The organism is Methylobrevis pamukkalensis, from assembly GCF_001720135.1.
Classification (GTDB): domain Bacteria; phylum Pseudomonadota; class Alphaproteobacteria; order Rhizobiales; family Pleomorphomonadaceae; genus Methylobrevis; species Methylobrevis pamukkalensis.
The window spans coordinates 1-26,057 of record NZ_MCRJ01000060.1 but is presented as its reverse complement, the minus strand read 5'-3'; the positions used below and the strand labels follow the sequence as shown (position 1 = coordinate 26,057).

At 69.2% G+C, this 26,057-nt stretch carries 19 protein-coding genes and 2 pseudogenes; 13 read left to right on the top strand and 8 right to left on the bottom strand.

Annotation, left to right across the window (positions count from 1 at the left end; all coding sequences use genetic code 11):
- Nucleotides 1-244 precede the first annotated feature (244 nt).
- Nucleotides 245-3,148 carry an excinuclease ABC subunit UvrA gene (uvrA, locus tag A6302_RS11315; protein ID WP_425349155.1) on the bottom strand — a complete coding sequence of 968 codons (2,904 nt, stop codon included), beginning with the start codon at nucleotides 3,146-3,148 and terminating at the stop codon, nucleotides 245-247.
- Nucleotides 3,149-3,553: 405 nt separating this feature from the next.
- Between uvrA and A6302_RS11310 the strand changes: the two genes are divergently transcribed.
- A complete protein-coding gene (locus A6302_RS11310; protein ID WP_069307127.1) occupies nucleotides 3,554-4,102 on the top strand; it encodes a single-stranded DNA-binding protein in 549 nt (182 codons plus the stop codon).
- A gap of 113 nt (nucleotides 4,103-4,215) precedes the next feature.
- Here the strand turns inward: A6302_RS11310 and A6302_RS11305 are convergent, their stop codons facing one another.
- Nucleotides 4,216-4,488 (bottom strand): helix-turn-helix transcriptional regulator, encoded by a 273-nt coding sequence (locus A6302_RS11305; RefSeq protein WP_069307131.1) that lies wholly within the window; start codon nucleotides 4,486-4,488, stop codon nucleotides 4,216-4,218.
- Between the two features lie 80 nt (nucleotides 4,489-4,568).
- Here A6302_RS11305 and A6302_RS11300 point away from each other — a divergent pair, with 80 nt between their 5' ends.
- From A6302_RS11300 to A6302_RS22925, 10 genes and pseudogenes are all read left to right on the top strand, one after another.
- On the top strand, nucleotides 4,569-6,605 hold the full coding sequence (locus A6302_RS11300) for a cation:proton antiporter domain-containing protein (protein ID WP_083255697.1): 2,037 nt from the start codon (nucleotides 4,569-4,571) through the stop codon (nucleotides 6,603-6,605).
- Nucleotides 6,606-6,647: 42 nt separating this feature from the next.
- A complete protein-coding gene (locus A6302_RS11295; protein ID WP_141703696.1) occupies nucleotides 6,648-7,040 on the top strand; it encodes a hypothetical protein in 393 nt (130 codons plus the stop codon).
- A 77-nt stretch (nucleotides 7,041-7,117) separates the two neighbouring features.
- A complete protein-coding gene (secD, locus tag A6302_RS11290; RefSeq protein WP_069307125.1) occupies nucleotides 7,118-9,634 on the top strand; it encodes a protein translocase subunit SecD in 2,517 nt (838 codons plus the stop codon).
- A gap of 354 nt (nucleotides 9,635-9,988) precedes the next feature.
- Nucleotides 9,989-11,425 (top strand): Ppx/GppA phosphatase family protein, encoded by a 1,437-nt coding sequence (locus A6302_RS11285; protein ID WP_083255696.1) that lies wholly within the window; start codon nucleotides 9,989-9,991, stop codon nucleotides 11,423-11,425.
- Entirely contained in the window at nucleotides 11,422-12,165 is a 744-nt protein-coding gene (locus A6302_RS11280; RefSeq protein WP_069307124.1) for an RlmE family RNA methyltransferase, read from the top strand. The genes A6302_RS11285 and A6302_RS11280 overlap by 4 nt, the downstream gene beginning before the upstream one ends.
- A gap of 203 nt (nucleotides 12,166-12,368) precedes the next feature.
- Nucleotides 12,369-13,873, top strand: a pseudogene (gene guaB / locus A6302_RS11275) (IMP dehydrogenase).
- Nucleotides 13,873-14,310 carry an MAPEG family protein gene (locus A6302_RS11270; protein WP_069307123.1) on the top strand — a complete coding sequence of 146 codons (438 nt, stop codon included), beginning with the start codon at nucleotides 13,873-13,875 and terminating at the stop codon, nucleotides 14,308-14,310. Before guaB ends, A6302_RS11270 begins: the two are co-directional and overlap by 1 nt.
- Before the next feature lie 10 nt (nucleotides 14,311-14,320).
- A complete protein-coding gene (locus A6302_RS11265) occupies nucleotides 14,321-15,631 on the top strand; it encodes an RsmB/NOP family class I SAM-dependent RNA methyltransferase (protein WP_069307122.1) in 1,311 nt (436 codons plus the stop codon).
- Between the two features lie 97 nt (nucleotides 15,632-15,728).
- On the top strand, nucleotides 15,729-16,523 hold the full coding sequence (locus A6302_RS11260) for a pentapeptide repeat-containing protein (RefSeq protein ID WP_069307121.1): 795 nt from the start codon (nucleotides 15,729-15,731) through the stop codon (nucleotides 16,521-16,523).
- A 163-nt stretch (nucleotides 16,524-16,686) separates the two neighbouring features.
- Entirely contained in the window at nucleotides 16,687-17,418 is a 732-nt protein-coding gene (locus A6302_RS22925; protein ID WP_169833565.1) for a hypothetical protein, read from the top strand.
- A 57-nt stretch (nucleotides 17,419-17,475) separates the two neighbouring features.
- Here A6302_RS22925 and A6302_RS11250 read toward each other — a convergent pair whose 3' ends face one another.
- From A6302_RS11250 to A6302_RS11225, 6 genes are all read right to left on the bottom strand, one after another.
- Complete coding sequence (locus A6302_RS11250) at nucleotides 17,476-18,156, bottom strand: hypothetical protein (RefSeq protein ID WP_069307119.1); 681 nt, start codon at nucleotides 18,154-18,156, stop codon at nucleotides 17,476-17,478.
- Nucleotides 18,144-18,779 carry a vWA domain-containing protein gene (locus A6302_RS11245; protein ID WP_069307118.1) on the bottom strand — a complete coding sequence of 212 codons (636 nt, stop codon included), beginning with the start codon at nucleotides 18,777-18,779 and terminating at the stop codon, nucleotides 18,144-18,146. The genes A6302_RS11250 and A6302_RS11245 overlap by 13 nt, the downstream gene beginning before the upstream one ends.
- Nucleotides 18,780-18,879: 100 nt before the next feature.
- Nucleotides 18,880-19,428 carry a hypothetical protein gene (locus A6302_RS22920; protein ID WP_069307117.1) on the bottom strand — a complete coding sequence of 183 codons (549 nt, stop codon included), beginning with the start codon at nucleotides 19,426-19,428 and terminating at the stop codon, nucleotides 18,880-18,882.
- A 23-nt stretch (nucleotides 19,429-19,451) separates the two neighbouring features.
- On the bottom strand, nucleotides 19,452-19,934 hold the full coding sequence (locus tag A6302_RS11235) for a hypothetical protein (RefSeq protein WP_069307116.1): 483 nt from the start codon (nucleotides 19,932-19,934) through the stop codon (nucleotides 19,452-19,454).
- Nucleotides 19,935-20,002: 68 nt separating this feature from the next.
- Nucleotides 20,003-20,581 carry a hypothetical protein gene (locus A6302_RS11230; protein WP_141703688.1) on the bottom strand — a complete coding sequence of 193 codons (579 nt, stop codon included), beginning with the start codon at nucleotides 20,579-20,581 and terminating at the stop codon, nucleotides 20,003-20,005.
- Nucleotides 20,582-20,928: 347 nt separating this feature from the next.
- Entirely contained in the window at nucleotides 20,929-23,472 is a 2,544-nt protein-coding gene (locus A6302_RS11225; protein WP_069307114.1) for a tetratricopeptide repeat protein, read from the bottom strand.
- A 221-nt stretch (nucleotides 23,473-23,693) separates the two neighbouring features.
- Here A6302_RS11225 and guaA point away from each other — a divergent pair.
- Both guaA and A6302_RS11215 read left to right on the top strand, forming a co-directional pair.
- Nucleotides 23,694-25,243: pseudogene (gene guaA / locus A6302_RS11220) on the top strand (glutamine-hydrolyzing GMP synthase).
- Nucleotides 25,244-25,539: 296 nt separating this feature from the next.
- On the top strand, nucleotides 25,540-26,057 hold a 518-nt coding region (locus A6302_RS11215), incomplete at its 3' end, for a GNAT family N-acetyltransferase (protein WP_342586259.1).

The window sequence follows — 26,057 nt, the reverse complement described above, 5'->3', positions numbered from 1 at the left end:
GATGGCTTGAAAGGCTGCAACGTATTGATTCCGCGGGAGCTTCCCGGCTGGAAGAGGCATGCTCCGGGAGCTTTCGGATCCGCCGCTGACGCGAGACCACCGCTGCGACGTCCCGTCAGGCCCGGCCCACGCCATCAGGCGATCTGATGCTGCGGTGCAAAATCGCGACGCGCGGGTCCGCCGCGGCGACCACGGACTGCCTGCAGCGGCATGTTCACCGCCGGCAGTCCCGGTCGCTCGTTGGTCACTCGGCCGCTGCACGGCGCGGGCGGCGTGCGAGCAGGGACTTCAGATAGCGGGCCGTGTGCGAGCGCTCCGCGTCCACGATGTCCTCGGGCCGCCCCGCCGCCACGATGGTGCCGCCGCCATCGCCGCCTTCCGGGCCGAAGTCGACGATCCAGTCGGCGGTCTTGATGACCTCCAGATTGTGCTCGATGACGGCGACGGTATTGCCCTGGTCGACGAGTTCGTGCAGCACCTCGAGAAGTTTCGCCACGTCGTGGAAATGGAGGCCGGTGGTCGGCTCGTCGAGGATGTAGAGCGTGCGGCCGGTGGCGCGGCGCGACAGTTCCTTCGCCAGCTTCACGCGCTGGGCCTCGCCGCCCGACAGCGTGGTCGCCTGCTGGCCGACCTTGACGTAGCCGAGGCCGACGCGGGCGAGCGTCTCCATCTTGTCGCGCACCGCCGGCACCGCCTGGAAGAACTCGGCGGCCTCGTCGACGGTCATGTCGAGCACGTCGGCGATCGACTTGCCCTTGAAGGCGACATCGAGGGTCTCGCGGTTGTAGCGCTTGCCCTTGCAGACGTCGCAGGTGACGTAGACGTCCGGCAGGAAGTGCATCTCGATCTTGATCAGGCCGTCGCCCTGGCAGGCCTCGCAGCGGCCGCCCTTGACGTTGAAGGAGAAGCGGCCCGGCTGGTAGCCGCGCGCCTTGGCTTCCGGCAGGCCGGCGAACCACTCGCGGATCGGCGTGAAGGCGCCGGTGTAGGTCGCGGGATTCGACCGCGGCGTGCGCCCGATCGGCGACTGGTCGATGTCGATGACCTTGTCGAGGAACTCGAAGCCGTCGATCCGGTCGTGCGGGGCGGCCTGCTCGCGCGAGCCGTTCAGCCGCCGCGACGCGGCGCGGAACAGGGTGTCGACGAGGAAGGTCGACTTGCCGCCGCCCGAGACGCCGGTGACGCAGGTGAAGGTGCCGAGCGGAATCTCGACGTCGACATTCTTCAGATTGTTGCCGCGCGCGCCGACGACCTTGATCCGCTTGGTGCGCGAGATCAGCCGCCGGCCTTCCGGCACCGGCACGGCGAGGGCGCCGGACAGATACTGTCCGGTGAGCGACGCCGGATTGGCGAGGATCTCCGGCGGGGTACCCTCGGCGACGATCCGCCCGCCGTGGATGCCCGCGCCGGGGCCGACGTCGACCACCCAGTCGGCGGCGAGGATCGCGTCCTCGTCATGCTCGACCACGATCACGGTGTTGCCGAGGTCGCGCAGGTGCTTCAGCGTCTCGATCAGCCGGTCGTTGTCGCGCTGGTGCAGGCCGATCGACGGCTCGTCCAGCACGTAGAGCACGCCGGTGAGGCCGGAGCCGATCTGCGAGGCGAGGCGGATGCGCTGGCTTTCGCCGCCCGACAGGGTGCCGGAGGCGCGCGACAGGGTCAAATAGTCGAGGCCGACGTCGTTGAGGAACTTCAGCCGGTCGCGGATTTCCTTGAGGATGCGGCCGGCGATCTCGTTCTGCTTGTCGCTGAGGCGGGCGGGCAGGTCATCGAACCAGGTGGCGGCCGTGCGGATCGACTTCACGCCGACCTCGCCGATGTGCAGGCCGTCGATCTTCACCGCCAGCGCCTCGGGCTTCAGCCGGTAGCCGTGGCAATGCTCGCAGGGGTGATCGGACTGGAAGCGCGACAGTTCCTCGCGCACCCAGTCGGAATCGGTCTCGCGCCAGCGCCGCTCGATGTTGGTGACGACGCCCTCGAAGGTCTTCGAGGTGCGGTAGGAGCGCACGCCGTCGTCATAGACGAACTCGATCTCCTTGCGGCCGGAGCCGTGGAGGATGACGTCGCGGACCTCCTCGGGCAGCTGGTGCCAGGGGGTCGCCATCGACACCTTGAAATGCCGGCTGATCGCCTCGAGCGTCTGGGCATAGTAGGGCGAGGTCGCGCCGGTCTTCGCCCAGGGCAGCACCGCGCCTTCCTTCAGCGACAGGTGCGCGTCGGGCACCACCAGCTCGGCCTCGAAGCGCAGGGTCGTGCCGAGGCCGTCGCAGTGGGGGCAGGCGCCGAAGGGATTGTTGAAGGAAAACAGCCGCGGCTCGATCTCCGAGATGGTGAAGCCGGAGACCGGGCAGGCGAATTTCTGGGAGAAGATGATCCGCTCGGGGGCGCCCTTCTCGTCGGTGCGGTCGGCGAACTCCACCACGGCGATGCCGTCGGCAAGGCCGAGCGCGGTCTCGAAACTGTCGGCAAGCCGGGTCGCGATGTCGTCGCGCACCACGAGGCGGTCGACCACCACGTCGATGTCGTGCTTGAGCTTCTTGTCGAGGGCCGGCGCCTCGGCGATCTCGGTCAGCGTGCCGTCGATCTTGACGCGCTGGAAGCCCTTCTTCTGCAGCTCGGCGAGCTCCTTGCGATACTCGCCCTTGCGGCCGCGCACCATCGGCGCAAGCAGGTAGAGCCGGCTGCCCTCGGGCAGCGCCAGCACCCGGTCGACCATCTGGCTGACCGTCTGGCTCTCGATCGGCAGGCCCGTGGCCGGGGAATAGGGAACGCCCACGCGCGCGAACAGCAGGCGCATGTAGTCGTAGATCTCGGTGACGGTGCCCACGGTCGAGCGCGGGTTCTTCGAGGTGGTCTTCTGCTCGATCGAGATCGCCGGCGACAGGCCGTCGATCTGGTCGACATCCGGCTTCTGCATCATCTCCAGAAATTGCCGGGCATAGGCCGACAGGCTCTCGACATAGCGGCGCTGGCCCTCGGCATAGATCGTGTCGAAGGCGAGCGACGACTTTCCGGAGCCGGACAGGCCGGTCATCACCACGAGGCTGTCGCGCGGCAGGTCGAGATCGACGTTCTTGAGATTGTGTTCGCGCGCGCCGCGGATCGAGATCACGCGCTGGCCTGCCTCGTGCCGGTCTTTCTTCGCCATCTTCACCCGTCGCTCCATCGCCGGCCGTGCCCGAGCCTCAAAGATTGCCGAGCCGCCGGAAACACCGGATCGGTCGGTCTGCTCATGCGCGCAGAGCCGCCGACACCACGTCATCTGTCGGATATCGGTCCGCGCCGCGGGTCTCACGGGAAAACCGCCGGGGACAGGCCGCTCCGCCGGAATATAGGCTGGACGCAGCCGATCCCAAGTGGCATGTTGTGAACGTATCAGGAACATTTTGGCGCTGCGAGCGAAATCTCGCGCCTGTGGAGAAAAAGGCGCAGACCGGGGCTCAGGGTACCGGCACCGGACGATTGCGTGTATGGGTCGGGGTCCGTCGACCGCACAGGGCGGGCGGCGACGGCGTATGCAGAGACAGCGTATGCAGAGACGAGGAGCGAAGCCATGGCGGGCAGCGTCAACAAGGTCATCCTGATCGGCAATCTCGGTGCCGACCCCGAAATCCGGCGGACGCAGGACGGCCGGCCGATCGCCAACCTGCGCATCGCGACGTCCGAAAGCTGGCGCGACCGCAGCAGCGGCGAGCGGCGCGAGAAGACCGAGTGGCATCGCGTCGTGATCTTCAACGAGGGCCTGTGCAAGGTTGCCGAGCAGTTTCTGCGCAAGGGCTCCAAGGTCTACCTCGAGGGTCAGCTGCAGACCCGCGAGTGGGAAGACCAGGGCGGCCAGAAGCGGTTCTCCACCGAGGTCGTGCTGCAGGGCTTCAATTCCACGCTGACCATGCTCGACGGGCGCGGCGAGCGCGAGGGCGGCGGGGACTTCGGCGGCGGTGGCGGCGGCTCCGACTATGGCCGTTCCGGCCCGATGGACCGCGGCGCCTCCGGGGGAGGCAGCTCGTCGGCCTCGCGCGGCGGATCCAGCGGCACGGCCTCGTCCGGCGGCGGCAGCCGCGGCGGTTTCGCCTCCGACATGGACGACGAAATTCCGTTCTGAGGGGATCTTGTCGAGCCGGCCTCGGGGCAGGGCGGGGCGCCCCGCGTTGTCGGAAGAACAGCCGGCCGGTTGATCGAAGCCGGTCGGAGATTTCGCGCGCGCGATGAGCGGTCTCAGTTGCGCGGTGCGCCGCCCGGCGTTGTCAGAAACAGGCCGACGCCGAGCCCCTCCACTTCCAGAAACGTGACGCCGCCGTCCTCGAAGGCACGCCGGACCAGTGTGGCGCTGGCACGGTGCAGATCGTGCGCGCCGGTCTCGTAGTCCTTGATCGTGCTGCGGGACACCTCGGCCCGCTCGGCGAGATCCGACTGGCTCCAGGCCAGAAGCCCCCGCGCGCCGCGGCAGGCGGCGGGCGTGAGAATCCTCGGCTTTGTCTCTTGAACCATCTTCATCATCACCCATATTGATCGATATTGATCCAATATGGTGATTTTGATTTCAAGATCCAGTCCCGAGGAGATTGCCCGTGCCGCATGAGACCCCCCTAATCTCGACGATCGTCGCGGGCCTCGTTCTGGCATTCCTCTTCGGGGCCATCGCCAACCGCTTCCGGCTGCCGCCGCTGGTCGGCTATCTCGTTGCCGGCGTGCTGGTCGGGCCGCATACGCCGGGCTTCGTCGCCGACCAGTCGCTTGCGCCGGAACTGGCCGAGATCGGCGTCATCCTGCTGATGTTCGGCGTCGGCCTGCATTTCTCGCTGAAGGACCTGATGTCGGTCCGCTTCATCGCGGTGCCGGGGGCGATCGTGCAGATCGGCTTTGCCACCCTGCTCGGCTGGGGGCTGGGCTGGGCCATGGGCTGGCCGCTCGGCGGCAGTCTGGTGTTCGGGCTCGCCCTGTCGGTCGCGTCCACGGTCGTGCTGCTGAAGGCCCTGCAGGAGCGGCGGCTGGTGGAGACCGAGCGCGGCAAGATCGCCGTGGGCTGGCTGATCGTCGAGGACCTCGCGATGGTGCTCGCGCTGGTGCTGATCCCGGCGGCCGCCAGTCTTGCGGGCAATACCAACGTCGCGGCCGATCCGCTTGCCATCCTCATCAACCGGCTCGCGGGGGTCGATCTCGGCATTTCCGGCGTCCTCGGCGTGACCCTGTTCAAGGTGACGGCCTTCGTCGGGGTGATGCTGGTGATCGGGCGCCGGGTGATTCCGTGGACGCTCCACCGGATCGCGCACACCGGATCGCGCGAACTGTTCCGCCTCGGCGTTCTCGCCATCGCCCTCGGCGTCGCCTTCGGGGCGGCCCAGCTGTTCGGCGTCTCGCTGGCGCTCGGTGCCTTCTTTGCCGGCATGATCCTGTCGGAGAGCGAACTCAGCCACCGCGCGGCGCAGGAGAGCCTGCCGCTGCGCGACGCCTTCGCCGTGCTGTTCTTCGTCTCGGTCGGCATGCTGTTCGATCCGACCATCGTCGTCGAGAGCCCGCTGCCGCTGATCGCCACCGTCGCGATCATCGTCGTCGGCAAGTCGCTCGCCGCCTTTGCGATCGTGCTGATGTTCCGCCGCACGGTGAGCACGGCCCTGACGATCTCGGCCAGCCTCGCGCAGATCGGCGAGTTCTCGTTCATCCTCGCCGAGCTCGGCGTCGGTCTCGACCTGCTTCCGTCCGAAGGGCGCGACCTGATCCTCGCCGGCGCGATCCTCTCGATCATCCTCAACCCGCTGATCTTCTATCTCTGCGACCGGATGAAGCCGGCGCTGGAGGCGCGGATCATCCGCGCCGCGCCGGCGGCAGCAGCCCCCGCGAAGGTGGCGCCGGCCGAGCCGGCTGATCCTGAGACCGCTGCGCCGGCGATGCCGGATCTGGCAAGCGCTTCCGATCCCGCCACCATCGACACGTCGTCTCCGACTTCAGGTGACCGTGACCCAGCCGCGGCGGAGCCCGTTGCCGAGCCGGAGCCGGCCGCGGCGGAGGCCGGCACCGCCGATGACGACGAGGAAGTCCTGCCGACGACGCTCACCGGTCACACGGTTCTGGTCGGCTTCGGACGGGTCGGCAGTCTGGTCGGCGCGGCGCTCCAAGCTTCCGGCGATCCGCTGCTGGTGATCGAGGACGCCGACCAGCGGGTGAAGGCGATCCGCAAGGCCGGCATCGAGGTGGTCGTCGGCAACGCGGCCAACGCCGACGTCCTCGCGCTCGCCAACCTCGCGGCGGCCAGGAGCGTCATCATCGCGATCCCGGAGTCCTTCGAGGCGGGGCAGGTCGTGTCGAAGGCCCGTGCCGCCAACCCGGCGATCCTGATCATCGGCCGCGCGCATTCCGACGCCGAGGTCGAGCATCTCTCCGACCTTGGCTGCGACACGGTGATCATGGGCGAGCGCGAGATCGCACGCGGCATGATCGAGCGCGTCCGCCGGCCTGAGGAGATTGCAGCCGAACCCGGCGTCAGCCTTGCGGATGAGGACGCCGCAGCGTCCGATCCGTCGCCCGAGCCCGGATCCGAGCCCGCGACACCCGAGCCCGCGACACCCGAGCCGCGTGGCGCAGGCTCGACGCCGCCAGCCGCTGTCTGATATCAAAAAGGCATGGCGACGCGCGAACCCACGGACCTCGACATGACGGCATCGGAGCGGCAGCTCCGGTCGGGCGTCGGTCTGCGCAGCGCATTCGCCGTGGTCGCGCTGATCGGTGCCTATCTCGGCTTCCTCCTGTCGGGCACCGGTGCCGACATTCGCCGGCCCCATCCGGGGGCGGCGGTGCATGTCACGCAGGCCGGGGAGCATCTCTCCGCCCGCGAGACCACCCGCACTTTTCTCGACGCCGAGCGGCCCGATCCGCCGCGCCGCGCCGTACCGCCGCCGCCCGGTGGGCTGACCCCCGACGCGTCCGTTCTCCTCGGCCGGCTGTCCGCCGCGCTCCTCGCGGTGTTTCCGGCCGCAGATGGTCCCCTCGGCACATCGCATCCGCGTGCCCACGGGCCGCGAGCCCCTCCGTCCGTCACCGCCTGATCCTCGCTTCGATCTATGGCGCGCCCACGCCGCCGGCCCTTGCGCCGGCGGCAGCGGTTGCATGCACGGACATGTCCATGAAGACCTCACCCTTTCTGGTGGCCACCTATGCCATCATCATCCTGCTCGGCCTCCTGACGGCCCTGCCGAACGTCCTTCCCCAGTCCGCCCTCGACCGGATGCCCGGCTTCCTGCCGCAGGACCGGGTTTCGCTCGGCCTCGACCTGCGCGGCGGCTCGCATCTCGTGCTCGAGGTCGACAGCGCCGAACTCGTCAAGGAACGGCTGCAGACCGTGATGCAGGACGCGCGCGCCGCGATCCGCACGGCGGGCATCACCGACACCACCTTCCGCCGCGGCGGCAACGACGTCGTCGTCAACCTCGGCAACGGCGCCGACCGAAACGCCGCGCTTGCCGCCCTGCGCCCGCTGGCGACCAATGTGGGTCTCTCCGGCGCTTCGGATCTCGCCTTCGGCGGCAGCGGGCAGACGATCACCGTCTCGCTCACGGAGGCCGGCATCACCGACCGCACCAGCGCGGCCGTGGAGCAGAGTCTCGAGATCATCCGCCAGCGCATCGACCAGGTCGGCGTGTCGGAACCGACGATCCAGCGCGTCGGTGCCGACCGAATCCTCGTGCAGCTGCCCGGTGTCCAGGACCCGGCGCGCATCCGCGAACTGCTCGGCTCCACCGCCAAGATGTCGTTCCATCTCCTCAGCGATTCCATGGTCGGCGACCGGGTGCCGCCCGGCGTCAGCCTGCTGCGCGACGACGAGGGGCGCAGCTATCCGGTGGACGACCGGGTGGAACTGGGCGGCGACCGCCTGACCGACGCCCGCGTCGGCTTCGATCCGACCACCAACGAGCCGATGGTCTCCTTCCGCTTCGACACGACGGGTGCGGCGCGCTTTGCCGAGATCACCCGTGCCAACGTCGGCAAGCCCTTCGCCATCGTGCTCGACAACAAGGTGCTGTCGGCGCCGGTGATCCGCGAGCCGATCACCGGCGGCTCCGGGCAGATCTCCGGCAGCTTTTCGGTGCAGACCGCCACCGACCTTGCCGCGCTGCTGCGCGCCGGCGCCCTGCCGGCCAAGCTGACGGTGATCGAGGAGCGGACGGTCGGTGCCGACCTCGGGTCCGACGCGATCTCCATGGGCATCTACACCGGCCTGATCGGCTTCGGCCTCGTCGTCTGCTTCATGCTGCTGCTCTATGGCAGCTGGGGCCTGCTCGCCAATCTCGCGCTGTCGCTCAATGTCATCCTCACGTTTGCGGGCCTCAGCCTGCTCGGCGCCACGCTGACGCTGCCCGGCATTGCCGGCATTGTGCTCGGCATCGGCCTTGCGGTCGACGCCAACGTGCTGATCAACGAGCGCATCCGCGAGGAAACCCGCAAGGGACGCAGCGCCATCGCCGCGCTCGATGCCGGCTTCCGGCGGGCCTATTCCACCATCGTCGACAGCAACGTCACGGCGCTGATCGCCACCGTGCTGCTGTTCTGGTTCGGCTCCGGACCGGTGCGCGGCTTTGCCGTCACCATGGGCCTCGGCATCGCGATCTCGATGTTCACGGCGGTGTCGATCGTGCGCGTGGCGATGCTGTCGATCGTGGTGCGGCGCAAGCTGAAGGTCCTGAACATCCGGCCGCTGTTCGGCTTCAGGCTGGTGCCGGAGGGCACCAGCATCGACTTCATGAAGGCGCGCTTCTTCGGCATCGGCCTGTCGCTGGTGCTGTCGCTTGCCTCGGTGGCGCTGTTCATCAGCCCCGGCCTCAACTACGGCGTCGACTTCCGCGGCGGCATCCAGATGGAGGTGGTGACGGACGGCCCGGCCGATCTTGCCGGCTTCCGCTCGGGCCTCGACGGCCTCGGCCTGGGCGAGGTGGCGCTGCAGGAGTTCGGCAGCCCGAACCATCTGCTGGTGCGCGTCGAGCGTCAGCCGGGCGGCGAGGAGGCCCAGACCACGGCGGTGGAGCAGCTGCGCGGCGAGATCGTCCGGATCGACGACAGCGCCCGCATCGAGCGCACCGAAGTGGTCGGCCCGAAGGTCTCGGGCGAACTCGCCACCGCCGGCATCCTCTCGGTGGTGCTCGCGAGCATCGCGATGCTGATCTACATCTGGGTGCGCTTCGAGTGGCCCTTCGCCGTCGGCGCGATCGCGACGCTGATTCTCGACGTGACCAAGACGGTCGGCTTCTTCGCGCTCACCGGCCTCGACTTCAACCTCACGGCGATCGCCGCGCTGCTGACCCTCGTCGGCTACTCGGTGAACGACAAGGTGGTGGTCTACGACCGGATGCGCGAGAACATGCGGCTCTACAAGCAGATGCCGCTGCGCCAGCTGATCGATCTCTCGATCAACGAGACGCTGGCGCGCAGCCTCTACACCTCGATCACGGCCTTCCTCGCCCTGCTGCCGATGGCGATCTGGGGCGGCAGCGCGGTGGAGAGCTTCGCGGTGCCGATGATGTTCGGCATTGTGATCGCGGCGTCGTCGTCGGTGTTCATCGCCGCGCCGATCCTGCTGTTCCTCGGCGACTGGCGTCGCCGCCGGGCGGGGGCGCAGGCGGAAAGCGTGACCGGCGAGACGGCCTGATCCGGCAACGGAGCGGCGACTGTCCGCGCCGTCTCTCGCGTCCGCCCCGTTCCGAAATGCCGGAGCGGGGCGGGCGCGGACGGTGGATTTTCCGATGTCCGAGTGGTGCCGGGCACGGAATCCGAGCTTTCAGGGCATGATTGTTGCGCAGACGTCACATTGCTTTGCCTTCCGGCGCGTCCGCTGATATTTTGGGCGCAACATGAAAGAGGCATGCTGTGCTTGAGCCGAGTGGTTCGCGCCGCGTGCAGGAGACAGGCTTTGACCGACGCGGGCGATCGAGACGACCGCGCAGACATTGCCGTCCGGAATCCGCCACCCGCTCCGGCGAATGGTGGTCCCCCGGCCGGCGGGATGAGCAAGCGGGCGGCACGACGCCGCAAGCGCCGTCCCCCGGGTGCGAAGGCATCCGCGGAAAAGAATGTCGCGCAGGAAAAGACCACGAACCGCGCGGCTGAGCCCGCGCGCGCCGACAATCGCGGCGCGCGGCCTCCCGCCGGCAAATCCCGACATCGCAAGCGCAGCGCCAAGCCGCAGGCCCAGCAGGGGCAGGGCGGAGATCTGCGCGGCCTGCGCGCGCCTTCCAGGCAAGGTTCGCAGGACGGCCGCGACGCCGCCTCGCGCGGCGCTGCGGAGACCGGCCGCGGCCACCGCGGCGGGCCCGCTCCCGCGCAGGACGACCGGTCCGGTGCGGCCAAGCGCGAGCCGACCGATTCGCGGCGCTACGACCGGCGCGGCGGCGCGCCGCAGTTCCGGGGGGCAACGAAACCCGGTCCGCTCTATGCCGCGCTTGATCTCGGCACCAACAACTGCCGGCTGCTGATCGCCGAGCCGCAGGACCGCGGCTTTCGCGTGGTCGATGCCTTCTCGCGTATCGTCCGCCTCGGCGAGGGCATCGGCCGCACTGGCCGGCTGTCGCAGCTGGCGATGGACCGCGCCGTCGACGCGCTGGCGGTCTGCCGTTCCAAGATGGCCGACCACGACGTGCGGCGGATGCGCCTGATCGCCACCGAGGCCTGCCGGGCGGCGGACAACGGCCCGCTGTTCCTCGATCGGGTCCACGCCGAGACCGGGCTGAAGCTCGAGATCGTCAACCGCGAGACCGAGGCGCGCCTTGCGGTCGCCGGCTGCGTCACGCTGGTCGACCCCTATGCCAAGGGCGTGCTGCTGTTCGACATCGGCGGCGGCTCCTCGGAACTCGTCTGGCTCGACCTTCGCGAGAAGGGCGACGCGCGCGGCTTTGCGCTGACGCGGTTCATCCGGGCGTGGACATCGCTGCCCGTCGGCGTCGTCACCCTGTCGGAACGCCACGGCGGCATCTCCGTCACCCGCGAGGTGTTCGAGGCGATGGTCCGCGAGGTCAACGCGATGCTCGACGATTTCGAGGGTGTCGAGGAACTCGGCGCGCTGATCAGCCAGGGCGGGATGCACATGCTCGGCACCTCGGGAACGGTGACCACGCTTGCTGGCGTTCACCTCGGCCTCAAGCGCTACGACCGCCGCAAGGTGGATGGCGTCTGGCTCAAATCCGACGATGTCGGTACGATGATCAACCAGTTGCTCGACATGCCCTTCGAGGAGCGAATCGCCAACCCCTGCATCGGCACCGACCGGGCGGACCTGGTGATGGCCGGCTGTGCCATCCTCGAGGCGATCCGGCGACGCTGGCCGTGCGAGCGGCTGCGGGTGGCCGACCGCGGCCTGCGCGAGGGAATTCTCGTCGAACTGATGGCCCGCGACGGCGTCTGGCGCCGCCGGGCCGTCGAACGCAGGGCGGGAGTGAACGCATGAGCGACGAAAAGCCGAAGAAGCCGAAGAAGGGCCGGATCGACACCGGCCTGAAGGTGCGGGTGAAGTCGGCCCGCGGCCGCACCGCCTCGTCGGCGCGCTGGCTCGAACGCCAGCTCAACGACCCCTATGTGGTGAAGGCCAAGAAGGAGGGCTGGCGCTCGCGCGCGGCCTTCAAGATCATCGAGATCAACGAGAAGTGTCATCTGCTGAAGCCAGGCCAGCGCGTCGTCGACCTTGGCGCCGCGCCGGGCGGCTGGAGCCAGGTCGTCGCCCAGAAGACCGGCTCGACGGCGGACCGGACCCTTGTCGTCGGCATCGACTATCTGGATCTCGATCCGATCCCGGGCGTGACGCTGCTGAAGAAGGACTTTCTGGACGAGGACGCGCCGGAGCAGCTGATGGCGGCTCTCGGCGGGCATCGCCCCGACATCGTCCTGTCCGACATGGCCGCGCCGACCACCGGCCACCACAAGACCGACTATCTGCGCACGATGCATCTCTGCGAGGTCGCCGCGATGTTCGCGCTGGACGTGCTCGCCCCCGGCGGCGCCTTCGTCGCCAAGGTGTTTCGCGGCGGCACCGAGACCGAACTGCTGGCCAAGCTGAAGCAGCATTTTGCCACCGTCGCCCACGTCAAGCCGCCGTCGAGCCGGCAGGAAAGCGTGGAGCTCTATCTGGTGGCGAAGGGCTTCAAGGGGCGGCAGAACGCGGCGGAGACCGACACGGTCGACGAGGGCTGAGCGGGCGCCGGAGAGGCTCCGCATGGCCGGCTCCACGGGCGCATTCCTGCCCCGCGAACTCCGCCTTTGCCAAGCGTCAAAACCGTGTTAATGACCGGCGCCATCTTCCAGCGCGACCAGGCAGCTGCGTTCCGGGCACCTCCCGCCGGGATCGAGTCGTCCTATCCAAGTGGTCGCGCACGACCCTCGACGGGAGTTTCTGGATGGCGATTTTCTTCAACCCCGCACATGGCGGATCGCTCGCGCTTACCTTCGACGACGTCCTTCTGACGCCGGGTCACTCCGAAGTGCTGCCGTCCGACACGGACCTGCGCACCCGCGTGACGCGCGAAATCGAGATCAACATCCCGATCATCTCCTCGGCGATGGACACGGTCACCGAGGGGCGCCTCGCCATCGCCATGGCCCAGGCCGGCGGCATGGGCGTCATCCACCGCAATCTCACGCCGACGGTGCAGGCCGAGCACGTCCGCCAGGTCAAGAAGTTCGAGAGCGGCATGGTCGTGAACCCGGTCGTGATCGGCCCGGACGCGACGCTCAAGCAGGCCCTCGACCTGATGAAGGCCAACAACATCTCCGGCATTCCGGTGGTGGAGAGTGCCGGCAACGGCGGCCAGCGCACCGGCCGTCTGGTCGGCATCCTCACCAACCGTGACGTCCGCTTCGCCACCAACCCGGGCCAGCCGGTGCGCGAGCTGATGACCCATGAAAATCTCGTCACCGTGCGCGAGGGCGTCAGCCAGGACGAGGCCAAGCGGCTGCTGCACCAGAACCGCATCGAGAAGCTGGTGGTCGTCGACGACGGCTACAACTGCATCGGCCTGATCACTGTCAAGGACATCGAGAAGGCGCAGCTCAACCCGAATGCCGCCAAGGACGATCAGGGCCGCCTGCGCGTCGCCGCCGCCACCACGGTCGGCGATGCCGGCTTCGAGCGCTCCGAACTGCTGATCGACGCCGGCGTCGACCTGCTAGTCGTCGACACCGCGCACGGCCATTCCGAACGGGTTCTGGAAGCCGTGCGCCGCGTCAAGCGCATCTCCAACCGCACGCAGATCCTGGCCGGCAACGTCGCGACCGCCGAGGCGACGCTGGCGCTGATCGAGGCTGGTGCGGACGCCGTGAAGGTCGGCATCGGCCCGGGCTCGATCTGCACCACGCGCATCGTCGCCGGCGTGGGCGTGCCGCAGCTGACCGCGATCATGGAATCGGTGCGGGCGGCCGCCGACCACGGCGTGCCGGTGATCGCCGACGGCGGCATCCGCTTCTCCGGCGACGTCGCCAAGGCGCTGGCCGCGGGCGCCGGCGCGTCATGATCGGCTCGCTGTTTGCCGGCACCGAGGAAAGCCCGGGCGAGGTCTATCTGCACCAGGGCCGCAGCTACAAGGCCTACCGCGGCATGGGCTCGGTGGGTGCCATGGCGCGCGGCTCGGCCGACCGCTACTTCCAGTCGGAAGTGACCGATTCGCTCAAGCTCGTGCCGGAAGGGATCGAGGGGCAGGTGCCCTACAAGGGGCCGATCGGCGGCGTGCTGCATCAGCTGTCCGGCGGCGTGCGCGCGGCCATGGGCTACGTGGGCGCGGCGACCATTCCCGACCTGCAGGAAAAGGCACGCTTCATCCGCATCTCGCCGGCCGGCATGCGCGAAAGCCACGCCCATGACGTGACCATCACCCGCGAGAGCCCGAACTATCCGGGCAACGTGTGATGACCACGGCCGCCGCGCTGCTCGCGGGCAGTGTCCTTGCCCAGATCGTCTGGACCTTCGCGGTGATGTTGTGGGCGGGCCGTGCCCGCTTTGCGGCGGCCCGCGCCGGCCGGGTCGATCTGGCGCGGATCGCGCTCGACAGCAGTGCGTGGCCGGATGACGTGCGACGTTGCGCCAACAACATGAACAACCAGTTCGAGACGCCGACGCTGTTCTACGCCCTGGCGCTGCTGGCGCTGGTGCTCGGCCTCGCCAGCCTGCCGCTGGCGCTGCTCGGCTGGGGCTTCGTCGCCACCCGCGTCCTGCACTCGCTGGCGCATGCCGGGCGCAACGATCTGATGACCCGGTTCAGGTTCTTCTTTGCCGGCGTCCTGATGCTGATGGTCATGACGATCCTGCTGGCCATCGACCTGGTCCGCGGGGCGGCCGTATCATGAAGGCCAAGTCATGAGAGATGGAGGGCGGATTTCCGCCGCGATCGAAATCCTCGGCGATCTCGAGGTCCGTCGGCGCCCGGTGCAGGACGCACTGAAGGACTGGGGCCTCACCCATCGCTTTGCCGGCTCCAAGGACCGCAACGCCATCGGCGGGCTGGTCTACGACGTGCTGCGGCGCCGCGCGTCGCTGGCCGCGATCATGGGCGCCGAGACGCCGCGGGCACTGGTGTTTGCCGCCTATGCCCTGATGTGGCGGCGCGGCCTCGAGGGCCTCGTGGCGGCCTGCGATCCGGAAGACCGCCACGCGCCGAAGGCGCCGGACGCCGACGAGGCGCAGCGGCTTTCCGCGGGAATGATCCCGGAGGAGGCGCCCGACCACGTCCGGGCCGATCTTCCCGAATGGCTGATGCCGTCGTTCCGGCGCGTCTTCGGCGAGGGCGTGGTCGGCGAGGGACAGGCGCTCGCCTCACGCGCCGGCGTGGACCTGCGCGTCAACACCCTGAAGGCCACGCGTGAGGAGGTGCTGGGCCTGCTCGAAGGCCTTGGCGCGGCGGCAACGCCATGGTCGCCAATCGGCCTGCGGATTGCCGCCGGCGAGGGCGACGAGAAGGCACCGCATGTGGTCTCCGAACTCGCCTACAAGCGCGGGCTCTACGAGATCCAGGACGAAGGCAGCCAGATCGCCAGCCTGATCGCCGCGGCCGGCGGCGCGAAGACGGTCGTCGATCTCTGTGCCGGCGGCGGCGGCAAGTCGCTGGCGCTCGCCGCCGCGCTCGGGCCGGCTGCCCGGATCCACGCCTACGACAACGACAAACGGCGGTTCGGCGACATCCTCGACCGGGTGGCCCGTGCCGGCGCCGACAGCATCGCCATCGTCGAACCCGGCGCAGGGGACCCGCTCGCCCGGCTCGACGGCACGGCGGATCTCGTCATCGTCGATGCGCCCTGCACCGGCACGGGCACGTGGCGGCGCCGGCCGGACGCCAAGTGGCGCCTTGCGCCGGGCGCGCTGGACATGCGGGTCCGCCAGCAGGCCGAGGTGCTGGACCGCGCCGCACGGCTGGTGCGGCCGGGCGGGCGGATCTGCTACGTCACCTGCTCGCTGCTGCCGGAAGAAAACGAGGACCGGATCGCGGCCTTCGTCGGCGGCCGGCAGGATTTTTCCGTCGCCGATGCATCCGGGATCTGGAAAGAGGCGACGGGAACGGAACTGCCCGACGGCATCGCCGTCAAGGTCGGCGGCGGCCGCGCGCTGCGCCTGACGCCGCGCCGGACCGACACGGACGGCTTCTTCATCGCGGTGCTGCATCGCCGCGGCTGAATGCCCCGGATCTACACATCGCCGTCACGGCGAATTGACCCCCGTTCTGTCGCCGGGAAGCATAGTCTCGGAGGAAAATCAGGACGGGGAGGATGGAATGCGCAAGACACTTGCCGTGATCATGGTGGCCGGGGGACTGTTTGGTGCGGCGGCGCCGGCCGGGGCGCAGGACATGCTGCGTTTTCTTGATCTCACCTCGGAGGACATGACCCGCGCCGATCTCAGCCGTGACGACATCATGGCGGCGATCGCCGCCGCGGGCCCCGGGTCACCGCTCGACTTCGCACAGCGCAGGCTCAACGGCGTCGATTTCTCCGGCCTCGATCTTTCGGGGGCGAACTTCACGGCCGCCAAGCTCAACGGTGCGAACTTTTCCGGTGCGCGCCTGCGCGATGCCCGGTTCGATCAGGCCTGGCTGCTCAAGGCCAACTTCACGAGGGCCAACCTTTCCGGCGCCCAGCTGTTCCAGGCGCAGATGCAGGACTCCATGCTCGACGGCGCCAATTTCTCCGGGGCCCGTCTTGCCTCGGACATGACCCGCGCCTCGCTGAAAGGCGCCAACCTCAGCGGCGTCGACTTCTCCGCCGACATGCGCAACCAGTCGATGGGCCTGATGCGCGGCGTCCTCACCAGCGCGAATCTCAGCGGCGCCGACCTGCGCGGTGCCAATCTCTCGCGGGCGATGGCCGAGTTCGCGAACTTCTCCGGCGCCGACCTGTCCGGTGCCAACCTCGCCATGCTCGAGGCGAGTGGGGCGCGTTTTGACGGTGCCAATGTCGAAGGCGCGGATTTCACCAAGGCCGAGGTCCAGTCTGCCCGCCTTGTCGGTCTTGCCGGCACGCCGCGAAATCTGGAGCAGTCGGTGGGACTCGAGAGCGCCGTGCGAAAGTGACGCTTTTCGCCAGCGCTGTGCTTCACTAGATTGTATGATGTTCGTTCTGCACTTATAACGATTATCGTGCGACGGGCACGGGCCCGCGCGCGAGGGATCGCTGCCAGGGGTCACCCTGCCGGCACGCCCGCTTTCGTGTCTTGTGCGAGGGACGCTCGACGCCATGCGACAGCCCGTGGCCATCCGTGTGCTGCCGCCCATCGTGGTGATCGGTGCCGTCGCCGTGCTGTGCTGGCTGATGCTCGCGGCGTGTGGCCTCGATCTCTTCGGTTGGCGGGTGGCGTGGTGCGGGGACGGCGGCTCGTCGATGGCCGCCTTCGCCCGCATTCATGCGCTCGAGGCGGAGGCGCGGGATCTGGAGACTGCCGCACGGGCCGCGGCCGACTGCCCAGCGCCGCCGCCGGCGCCGGAGGTGGTCGCGCAGGCCGCCGAGCCGGCACCTCCCGCACCAGCTGAACCTCTGCCGGAGGGGACCGAACTCGACCTTGGCGAGGACTTCGACCTGTCGCAGCTGGCAGGCTGCTGGAAGTCCACCAACTCGGAAATCCTGCTGGTCGACATGTCCGGCCGCGAGGTCGCAAAGCAGGTGATCACCTTCTGCTTCGATGCCGACGGCCGCAGCGGGCGCAAGATCGTGGATCCTGCCGGCCCGGACACCTGCGAGCCGGTGGCGATGGACGTCCTCCACGAGGACGGCATCCTCCGCTTCCGGCACGGGCAGATGTACTGCACCGGCCGCATTCCGAGCATCGTGCCGGGCCGGATCGAATGCCGCCCGGGCGATGCGCCCGAAAGCCCCGCCGTCTGCGACATGATCGACATCATCAACGGGGTTGACGAACCCCAAGAGGGCCGGATGCACGGCGAACGGTTCCGGCGCGTTGCAGGGCCCTGAGGATCGGGGAACAGGGAGTAGCATCCCGATCTGGCGGAGGACCGATCCGGCAGCGTCTCAGCGATCGCTTGATCCGACGATCCCGTCGATGTGGCGTGCCCGCGCCGCGATCTCGGCAACGAGAAGGCTGCGTTCCTCGGTGGTGATGCGGCCGGCACGGAAGGCTTCGTGGATCGCCATCATCACCGGCATGTCGCCGAGCCCCGTCGACAGCGCCGGCGGCAACGGCACCTTTGCGCTCATTTCCGCAACGCCCGCCTTGCGCCTTTCGCAGGAATGACCCTGCAGCGCCGGCTGGAGCAACCCGCAGATCAGGGCTCCGCCGGCCGCACCCTTGATCACATCGCCGAACCCGTCCCCGAAGACGTGGCCCACGACGGCGCCGACGCCGCCGCACAGGAGGGACAGATCGTCATGCGGCGGCACCCGGTAGATCTGCTCGGCAACCTGCTGCAGGACATCCACATAGGCCTCGACGCAGATGAAGTCGGCCACCACGCCGGCACAGGGCTCGATGAGGATGGCAAGATCGCCGTGGATGATGCCGTCGCGCCGGGCCGTCGGCGGAAACAGCGAGAGGGCTGCCGCGAGGCGCCGGTCGGTCGTCGTCAGCGGCTTGCACCAGCGCAGGACGTTGAGCTGCACGACGCTGGCAAATTCTGCGGCCGGCGCCGCTTGCGGCGCAGCGAGGGCGGTGGCGATCAGCACGGCAAGAACCAGCGTCTTCAGGGACCACATGGCGGATCGGCCTCCTCTGGCGCGCTCGCCTCGGCGATCGCGGCGTCGAGCGGATAGTCGGGCCGGCGGACCAGGAGCCGGCCGCCGGTCGCCTCGGCGATGCATCCAAGCGAGGCCGCCGCGCCGATCGCGACGACATCGACCGGGATGCCGGAGCCGACCGCGCGGGCCGCGGCGCAGGGGTCGCCATCGCAGGTGTCGCGCCCGTCGGTGACCAGCAGGACGCGGCTTGCGCCGCCCTCGCGCGCGGCGGCGAGCGCGGCCTTCAGCGCCTCGGTCAGCGGTGTGGCCGGAACGGGGGCAAGGCCGGCAATGGCCGCGCGCAGGTCGCCATGGCGTGCGGGCGAATAGTCGCCGTGCCGTCTCACGCCGCGGCAGCCGGCAAAGGTGACGAGATCGAGGGTGGCACCGCCGAGGGCGCCATCGAGCGCGCTACCGACGGCGTCCTTCAATGTGTCGAGCCGCTTGCGCCCGCCGCCGTCGATCATGGCGTTGTAGCTTTCGCGTGCCGACCAGGCCTCCAGTTCGTCGCCCGACTGCATCGCCGTCTCCAGTTGGTCGACGATCCCGTCGTCGAGCTCTTCGGGCAGACCCATGCTGCGGGAATGATCGAGCGCCAGCACGAGGCGGCGCGGCGGCGTCTCTCCGGTGCGTGCGGGACAGGCGGTGTCTTCGCCGGGGGCTTCGGTTGCGGGGGCTGCGTCCGCGCTCTCGGAAGGGTCGTCACTTGTCGGTGGTTCTTGCGGAGTGTCGTCCGCCGGCTCGTCGCCGGGCGACTGTGCGATGTCCCCTGGCGGGGAGGGTGTCGGGGCAGGGGCCGGCAAGGGGGCAGGGGCAGGTTGTTGGCCCGGGGCCGGCGCTCCGGCGTCCGGCATTGTTCCCGGCACCGGCACCGGCATCGGCCCGGGTCGCCGCGTCGGCCCGCGCCTGCGCCGATCCGGGCGCCGATGGCGGAGCGCCACGACGGGGCAAGCCGGCGATGTTGCCCGGCAGGTCGGGCGATGCGGGAGCCGAGTCCGTACCCTGCCCGCCACGCTGCCTGCCGCAGGCGGCGGAGGCGAGGATGAGCCGGCTTTCCAGAAGCCGGATCTCGGCATCGAGATGCCCGAGCCGGATGTCACGCGCGGCGCCGGCCGTGGACGAGGCGACGCAGGCGCCGAAGGTCCATCCGGCGAGCGAGATGCCGCAGGCGGGCAGCATCAGCCATGCCAGCGCCAGCACGGCGGCCGAAAGGGCGAGCCAGAGCGGCCAGCGCCAACGCCGGGCATCCATGGTGTTCCGGGGCCGCGCCCGTGTCACAGCCGCCCCAGCCGCGCAATCTCGCCGTCGAGGCGGGCGATGTCGCTCTCGAGCCTGGCCACCTCGGTCGCCGTGTCCGGCCCGCCGGCTTGCAGCAGCGTCAGCCGGTCACGGGCCGCATCCCGCTCGCGGCGAAGGCGGTCGAGATCGCGTCGCTGGTCGGCGACCTGACGTTCGGCGGATACCCGGACGGCGCCAAGCTCTCGTGCAGCGCGACGGTTCGCCTCGGCGCGGTCGCGCTCCCTCTGCTCGGCCTGCCGGCGGGCCGAGGCCTCGCCGGCCAGCGTCGCGGTCTGGTGGGCGTAGAGCCCCGAGCCGCTGTTGCGGGCGGCGCAGGACAGGCTGTCCGTTGCCGGATTGCCGGTGCAGCTGCAGCCGCCCGGAGCGAGCGGCGCCAGCAGGGCGGCAATGGCAGCGAGGACAAGACGCCGGCTGCGGCGGGAAGGGCGGGACGAACCGATCTGGCATGCATGAGGCATCGCTCCCGGAACTGGACGATATCGGTGCCCGGCCGGCCTGCGGACCGGCCGACGGGCGTGCCGTCCGGTCAGACGCCGAGGCCGACCGAGGGCGGCACGCGGCTGTAGATGCGCGAGAGCTCGAGCTTGCGCGCCTCCAGCGTCGCCTTCTGTGCGCGCAACTGCCCGAGCCGGGATCCCGCCTCGACGGCGCCCTCCCGGTAGGCGGCATCGAGAACCTCGATGTTCTGGTCGACGTTGGCGATCTGGGTTTCGAGCGCCCGGATGTTGCTGCGGGCCGACGACAGCTCCGCGCGATACTGGGAGGCGGTCACGGCGCCGCTCGCCAGCTGACCGTTGAGGCGGGCGACCTTCGCCTCCTCGTCGGCGCGCACCCGGCCTGCCGCGTCCGCGATCTGGGCGTAACGGGCGATGTTGGCGTCGGCCTCGGCGATCACGCGCTGGTAGCGGGCCTGCGCTTCGGCCTCGGGCCTGACCTGCTGATTGACATTGTTGGCATAGAGGCCGCCGGCGACCGCCCCGGTTCCGCCGCCGATCAGGGCGGCCCGGCCGATCTGCTGGCTGTTGCCGCCCGCTGCGGCCATGATTCCCGCGCCCAGAAGCGCCCCGAGGGCCGCGCCGCCGAGCGCGCCCTGGGCAAGCCGCATGTTCTCCGTGCTGCGAAGCTGCTGCTCGGCCGGCGTCAGGTTGGCGTCGCCGGTTGTGGCACAGCCGGACAGCGGGTTTGACAGGAGTGCCGCAATGCAGGCGGCGGAAACGGCGGAGCGAATGGATTTCGAATGACCCGGCATGAATCTGGTGCCCCCGACTGCCTGCGAAATTTCAGGCGAAGGCAAGATTAGTTGCAGGTCGATAAAAATACAATTTTTAGTTTTACAAACCCGCCGGTTGGCGCGGGCGTGACCGGATGATCCGGCGAATGGATCGTCCTTTCAGGCGGTTGCACCGCCTGCCGGACTGTCCATGCCAATGCCGATCTCTCTTCGTATGCAACTCATAATTGCCGCTCGACATCGAAAGCGGCTGCCGGGAGTCCGCGACGCCAGCGATCGACCATCGTCACATAGGCGGCTTCCAGGCCGGCGACGAAGCGCGGCGTGTCGAACAGTTCGAGCCGGTCGCGCCCGTCGACGAGATGCCGGCGCATGCGGGCAAGGCGGGTCGGATCGCCGGCGAGCGCCGCCGCCTCGGCCTCGAAGGCCGCCTCGTCCGGCATGATCAGTTCCGAAAGCCCGACCGCCCGCAGCAGGCTGGCGGCCACCCGCGAAGGAAAGGCGCGGCCCGGCCGGGTCAGCACCGGCACGCCGGCCCAGAGCGCGTCCGACGCGGTGGTGTGCGAGCCGACCGGGAAGCTGTCGAGGCAGAGGTCGGCGAGAGGCAGGCGGGCAAGGTGCTTCGGGTTGTCCAGCGCGGGCGAGGGGATGATCCGCTCCGGCGCGATGCCGCGCGCGGCAAACACGCCCCGCAGGTTGCGGGTCGCCTCGTCGCTGTTGGAGAACAGCCACAGCACCGAGCCCGGGGTTGCGTCCAGGACGCGGGCATAGCTTGCGACGAGGTCCGGCGTCATCTTGTAGGGCTGGTTGAAGGAGGCATAGACGAAGGCCTCGCGCGGCAGGCCGAAGTCGGCCCGTTCAGGGCGGATCGGGTCGATGCGCCGGCGCCGGTCGTTGATCTGGTAGCTGCCGGGAAGCCGCACCAGCTTCTCGGTGAAGCCCTCGTCGCTGCCCGGCGGACAGACCACCGGATCGGCGATGAAATAATCGAGGGCGTCGCCCCCCGTGCTGCCCGGATAGCCGAGCCAGGAGACCTGCAGCGGGGCGGGGCGCAGGCCGACGACCGGTGTGCGTGATCCCGCCGTCCAGCCCTTGAGATCGACCAGCACATGCACGCCGTCGCGGGCGATGGCCTTGGCCATGTCGCCGTTCGAGAGGTTGCGCACCTCGATGAAATGATCGGCGGCGCGGCGGATGCGCTCGCGCATCGGCCCCTTGCCGGCCGGCGAATAGCAGTAGGCGTGAACCGAAAAGCGGCGCCGGTCGTGCAGTTCGAACAGTTCGGCGAGGAGATAGGCGGTGGCGTGCTCGTGGAAGTCGCTGGAGAGATAGCCTACGACGATCCGCTCGTCGGTTGCCGGTGGCGGCGGATGGTCGGGCCGCGCGCCGCCGGCGAAGATCTGGGCCGGATCGAGCCGGGTCTTGGTCCAGAAGCGGCGGGCATGGGCGAGGTGTTCGGCCGGGTCGTCGCTTTCGGAAATGGCAAGGAAGGGGGCGGGGGCATAGCGGCGGCGCTGTTCGTCGGTGAAGCCGGGGTGTCGGCCGAGCCGGTCCAGCGTGTCGTGGCGGACGAGATGGCGGGCGGCATCGCGCGCGCGCAGCCAGGCCGAATAGTGGCCGGGCTCCAGCTCCAGCGCCTTCTCCAGCGCCGTCAGACCCTCGGGCAGCCGCTGGCGCTCGGCGATGATGGTGTCGGCATACTTGTAGAAGAGCTGCGCGTTCTCGATGCCCGAAGCGATGGCCGCCTCCAGCATCCGGATCGCCTCGCCCGGCGCGCCGAGCTCGCTGGCGAGCGTCGCCATCACCAGATGCGCGTCCGCATGTTTCGGGTCGGTGTCGATGGCCCGGGCGGCAAGGCTGCCGGCCAGTTCCGCCCGGTCGAGCCGCATCGCCGCCCAGGCGGCCGACGACAGGGCGTCGACGGCGGCGGGATCGAGCGTGAACGCCTCGGTGTAGTGCCGCAGCGCCTCGACGAGATGGCCGGCCTCGGTCAGCACGTGACCGACGGTGACGTGCAGGGCAGGGTCCTGCGGCGCCAGCGCCAGGGCCTCCAGCCCCGCGGCGAAGGCGGCATCGAGATCGCCCGAGCGCCGCAGCAGACTCACCTGCGACTGCCGCAGCGCCATGTCCTGCGGCCGCAGCGCCGTCGCGCGGCCGTAGAGGGCGGCGGCTTCCTCGAGGAATCCGCCGTCCGCCAGCATGCCGGCGAGGAACACCAGCGGCTCGGCCCGCACGCCGTTGCGCACCAGATGGCCGCTGAGGAGATCGATCGCCTCGGCAACCCGTCCCGCGCGGCCGAGCGCCCGGGCTTTTGCCACCATCACCGTGTCGGTCTCGCCGCCGACCTTGATCGTCCGGTCGAAGGCGACAAGAGCCTCGTCGTTGCGGCCGGCGAGGCTGAGGGCGATGGCGAGCCGGCGCGAGGCGGCGGCATCGAGCGGCGCCGTCTCGACGATCCGCCGCAAGAGGGGCACCGCCTCCTCGGGGCTGCCGCTGTCGACCAGCGCTTGGGCCAGATTGCCGGCGGTCGCCATGTCGTCCGGGCGGGCCGCGAGCGCATGCTTCATGTGGATGATGCCGGCCGCCCGGTCGCCGCGCTGGAACAGGGCGACCCCCAGCAGATGGCGCAGGTTGGGGTCGTCCGGCGTCTCGTCGAGCAGGGTGCGGTAGACGTCGATGGCGGCGTCGGTGTCGCCGGCCTTGTGGCGGGCGACGGCTGCGGCGAGGCGGGCCTTGCGCCCGGCGGTGGTGTCCGGATCGGTCATCGTTCCTCCCGCCGGCCGCGCTCCGGTGATGACCGGCACGGACCGCGCGAATCCGCCGTTGTCGCGGTTCCATGCCATCGTTACCGGAGATGGCGCCGCGATGAAACAGCGCCGGGAACCGCCGATTTCGCATGGCTGCCCGGAGGCGTCAGGATTCTCCTTGCGTCCTGGGAAACCCTCGCCTAACCACTCGTCTTTGGAGCAGGGAAGGGCAGGCCGCTATGCATCACGACGGCATTCTCATCATCGATTTCGGCAGCCAGGTCACGCAGCTCATCGCCCGCCGCGTCCGCGAGGCCGGGGTCTACTCCGAGATCGTCCCCTTCCAGCTCGCCGAGGACGCCTTCCACCGCATGAAGCCGAAGGCGGTGATCCTGTCCGGCAGCCCGGCCAGCACCTCCGAGATCGGCTCGCCGCGGGCGCGCAGGTGGTGTTCGAGGCCGGCATTCCGGTGCTCGGCATCTGCTACGGCGAGCACACGATGTGCGCCCAGCTCGGCGGCAACGTCGAGCCCGATCCGCACCGCGAATTCGGCCGCGCCTTCATCGAGATTGCCGAGGACTGCAAGCTGTTCGAGGGGATCTGGGCCAAGGGCACCCGCCATCAGGTCTGGATGAGCCACGGCGACCGCGTGACCGCGCTGCCCCCCGGCTTCCGCGTGGTGGCCACCTCGCCCGGTGCGCCGTTCGCAGCTGTTGCCGACGAGAAGCGCCGCTTCTACGCCGTGCAGTTCCACCCCGAGGTCGTGCACACGCCCGACGGCGGCAAGCTGCTCGCCAATTTCGTGAAGAAGGTGGCCGGCTGCGCCGGCGACTGGACCATGGCCGCCTACCGTGACGAGGCCGTCGCGACGATCCGCCGGCAGGTGGGCTCGGGGAAGGTGATCTGCGCGCTGTCCGGCGGCGTCGACTCCTCCGTGGCGGCGATGCTGATCCACGAGGCGGTCGGCGACCAGCTGACCTGCATCCTTGTCGACCATGGCCTGATGCGCAAGAACGAGGCGGCGCAGGTCGTCGAGATGTTCCGCGAGCATTACAACCTGCCGCTGATCCTCGTCGACGCGGCCGACCGCTTCGTCTCCACCCTCGAGGGCGAGCCGGACCCGGAGATCAAGCGCAAGACGATCGGCCGCCTGTTCATCGAGGTGTTCGAAGAAGAGGCCAGGAAGCTCGGCGGCGCCGATTTCCTCGGCCAGGGAACGCTCTATCCGGACGTGATCGAGAGCGTGTCCTTCTCCGGCGGCCCGTCGGTGACGATCAAGTCGCACCACAATGTCGGCGGCCTGCCGGACCGGATGAACATGCAACTGGTCGAGCCGCTGCGCGAACTGTTCAAGGACGAGGTGCGCGCGCTCGGCCGCGAGCTCGGCCTGCCGGAAAGCTTCATCGGCCGCCATCCCTTCCCGGGTCCGGGCCTTGCGATCCGCTGCCCCGGCGGCGTGACCCGCGAGAAGCTCGCCATCCTGCGCGAGGCGGACGCCATCTATCTCGACGAGATCCGCAACGCCGGCCTCTACGACGCGATCTGGCAGGCCTTCGCCGTGCTGCTGCCGGTCCAGACCGTGGGCGTGATGGGCGATGGCCGCACCTACGAGAACGTGCTCGCCCTGCGCGCCGTCACCTCGATCGACGGCATGACCGCCGATTTCTACCCCTACGACATGAGCTTCCTCGGCAAGGTCGCCACCCGCATCATCAACGAGGTCAAGGGTGTCAACCGCGTGGTCTACGACGTGACCAGCAAGCCGCCGGGGACCATCGAGTGGGAGTGACGGATACAAACGGCGGCGATAGCGTCGTTTCGGCGGTTGTTTTCGCATTGGCTTGATCGCCGCTCTCGGCCGTCTTTCCCTCCCAGTAAACTGGCCTGCTCGTTCCTGCCTCGCAAAACTGATCTGCGCGCACTCTGCGAGCGTCGCAAAGCCGCTTCGATAAGGGGGGGTGCTCTGGCGTGGAATAGAAACATGTACGCAACTGCCGGAACGGTTGCAACGTGGCCACCATGCAAGGCATACCTCGGCAGGAGTATTGGAGAACACGGATGAGATCCGCAGCCGGAACGGGCGCCGTGACGCTGGACATTGCGGGCGAGGAAGATTTACCGCGCTTCCGCAAGGATCTTCAGGCCGCATTCGCGATCGCTGTCGTGGAAACCTTCGGATCGGTCGACGAAGGTCCGATCCCAGCCGACGATGACGTAGCCGCCTCCTTCACGGCTCCGAACGCCATCGTCCACCGCATCTTTGAGGACGGCCGATGGGTCGGTGGAGCCGTGGTCTCGATTGATGCCGAAACGCAGCGGAACTCTCTCGACTTTTTCTACGTGCGCGCCGATCGATCGGGCCGCGGCATCGGCCGCAGGGCCTGGCGTGCCATTGAGGCTACCTACCCTGACACGCAGGTCTGGATCACCCACACGCCATACTTCGAGAAGCGCAACATCCACTTCTACGTCAACGTCTGCGGCTTCCACATCGTCGAGTACCACCATGCCGGCCACCCGGATCCGCACCGTCCGAATGAGCCGGATCTGCCCGGCGACGACGGCATGTTCCGGTTCGAGAAGCGTATGCGGGACGTGGTCAC

Excerpts from the sequence above, each read along its gene's own strand:
- uvrA (WP_425349155.1), bottom strand. The coding sequence starts at position 3,148 with ATGGCGAAGAAAGACCGGCACGAGGCAGGCCAGCGCGTGATCTCGATC.
- A6302_RS11310 (WP_069307127.1), top strand. The coding sequence starts at position 3,554 with ATGGCGGGCAGCGTCAACAAGGTCATCCTGATCGGCAATCTCGGTGCC.
- A6302_RS11305 (WP_069307131.1), bottom strand. The coding sequence starts at position 4,488 with ATGGTTCAAGAGACAAAGCCGAGGATTCTCACGCCCGCCGCCTGCCGC.
- A6302_RS11295 (WP_141703696.1), top strand. The coding sequence starts at position 6,648 with ATGACGGCATCGGAGCGGCAGCTCCGGTCGGGCGTCGGTCTGCGCAGC.
- secD (WP_069307125.1), top strand. The coding sequence starts at position 7,118 with ATGAAGACCTCACCCTTTCTGGTGGCCACCTATGCCATCATCATCCTG.
- A6302_RS11285 (WP_083255696.1), top strand. The coding sequence starts at position 9,989 with ATGAGCAAGCGGGCGGCACGACGCCGCAAGCGCCGTCCCCCGGGTGCG.
- A6302_RS11280 (WP_069307124.1), top strand. The coding sequence starts at position 11,422 with ATGAGCGACGAAAAGCCGAAGAAGCCGAAGAAGGGCCGGATCGACACC.
- A6302_RS11270 (WP_069307123.1), top strand. The coding sequence starts at position 13,873 with ATGACCACGGCCGCCGCGCTGCTCGCGGGCAGTGTCCTTGCCCAGATC.
- A6302_RS11265 (WP_069307122.1), top strand. The coding sequence starts at position 14,321 with ATGAGAGATGGAGGGCGGATTTCCGCCGCGATCGAAATCCTCGGCGAT.
- A6302_RS11260 (WP_069307121.1), top strand. The coding sequence starts at position 15,729 with ATGCGCAAGACACTTGCCGTGATCATGGTGGCCGGGGGACTGTTTGGT.
- A6302_RS22925 (WP_169833565.1), top strand. The coding sequence starts at position 16,687 with ATGCGACAGCCCGTGGCCATCCGTGTGCTGCCGCCCATCGTGGTGATC.
- A6302_RS11250 (WP_069307119.1), bottom strand. The coding sequence starts at position 18,156 with ATGTGGTCCCTGAAGACGCTGGTTCTTGCCGTGCTGATCGCCACCGCC.
- A6302_RS22920 (WP_069307117.1), bottom strand. The coding sequence starts at position 19,428 with ATGGATGCCCGGCGTTGGCGCTGGCCGCTCTGGCTCGCCCTTTCGGCC.
- A6302_RS11235 (WP_069307116.1), bottom strand. The coding sequence starts at position 19,934 with ATGCCTCATGCATGCCAGATCGGTTCGTCCCGCCCTTCCCGCCGCAGC.
- A6302_RS11230 (WP_141703688.1), bottom strand. The coding sequence starts at position 20,581 with ATGCGGCTTGCCCAGGGCGCGCTCGGCGGCGCGGCCCTCGGGGCGCTT.
- A6302_RS11225 (WP_069307114.1), bottom strand. The coding sequence starts at position 23,472 with ATGACCGATCCGGACACCACCGCCGGGCGCAAGGCCCGCCTCGCCGCA.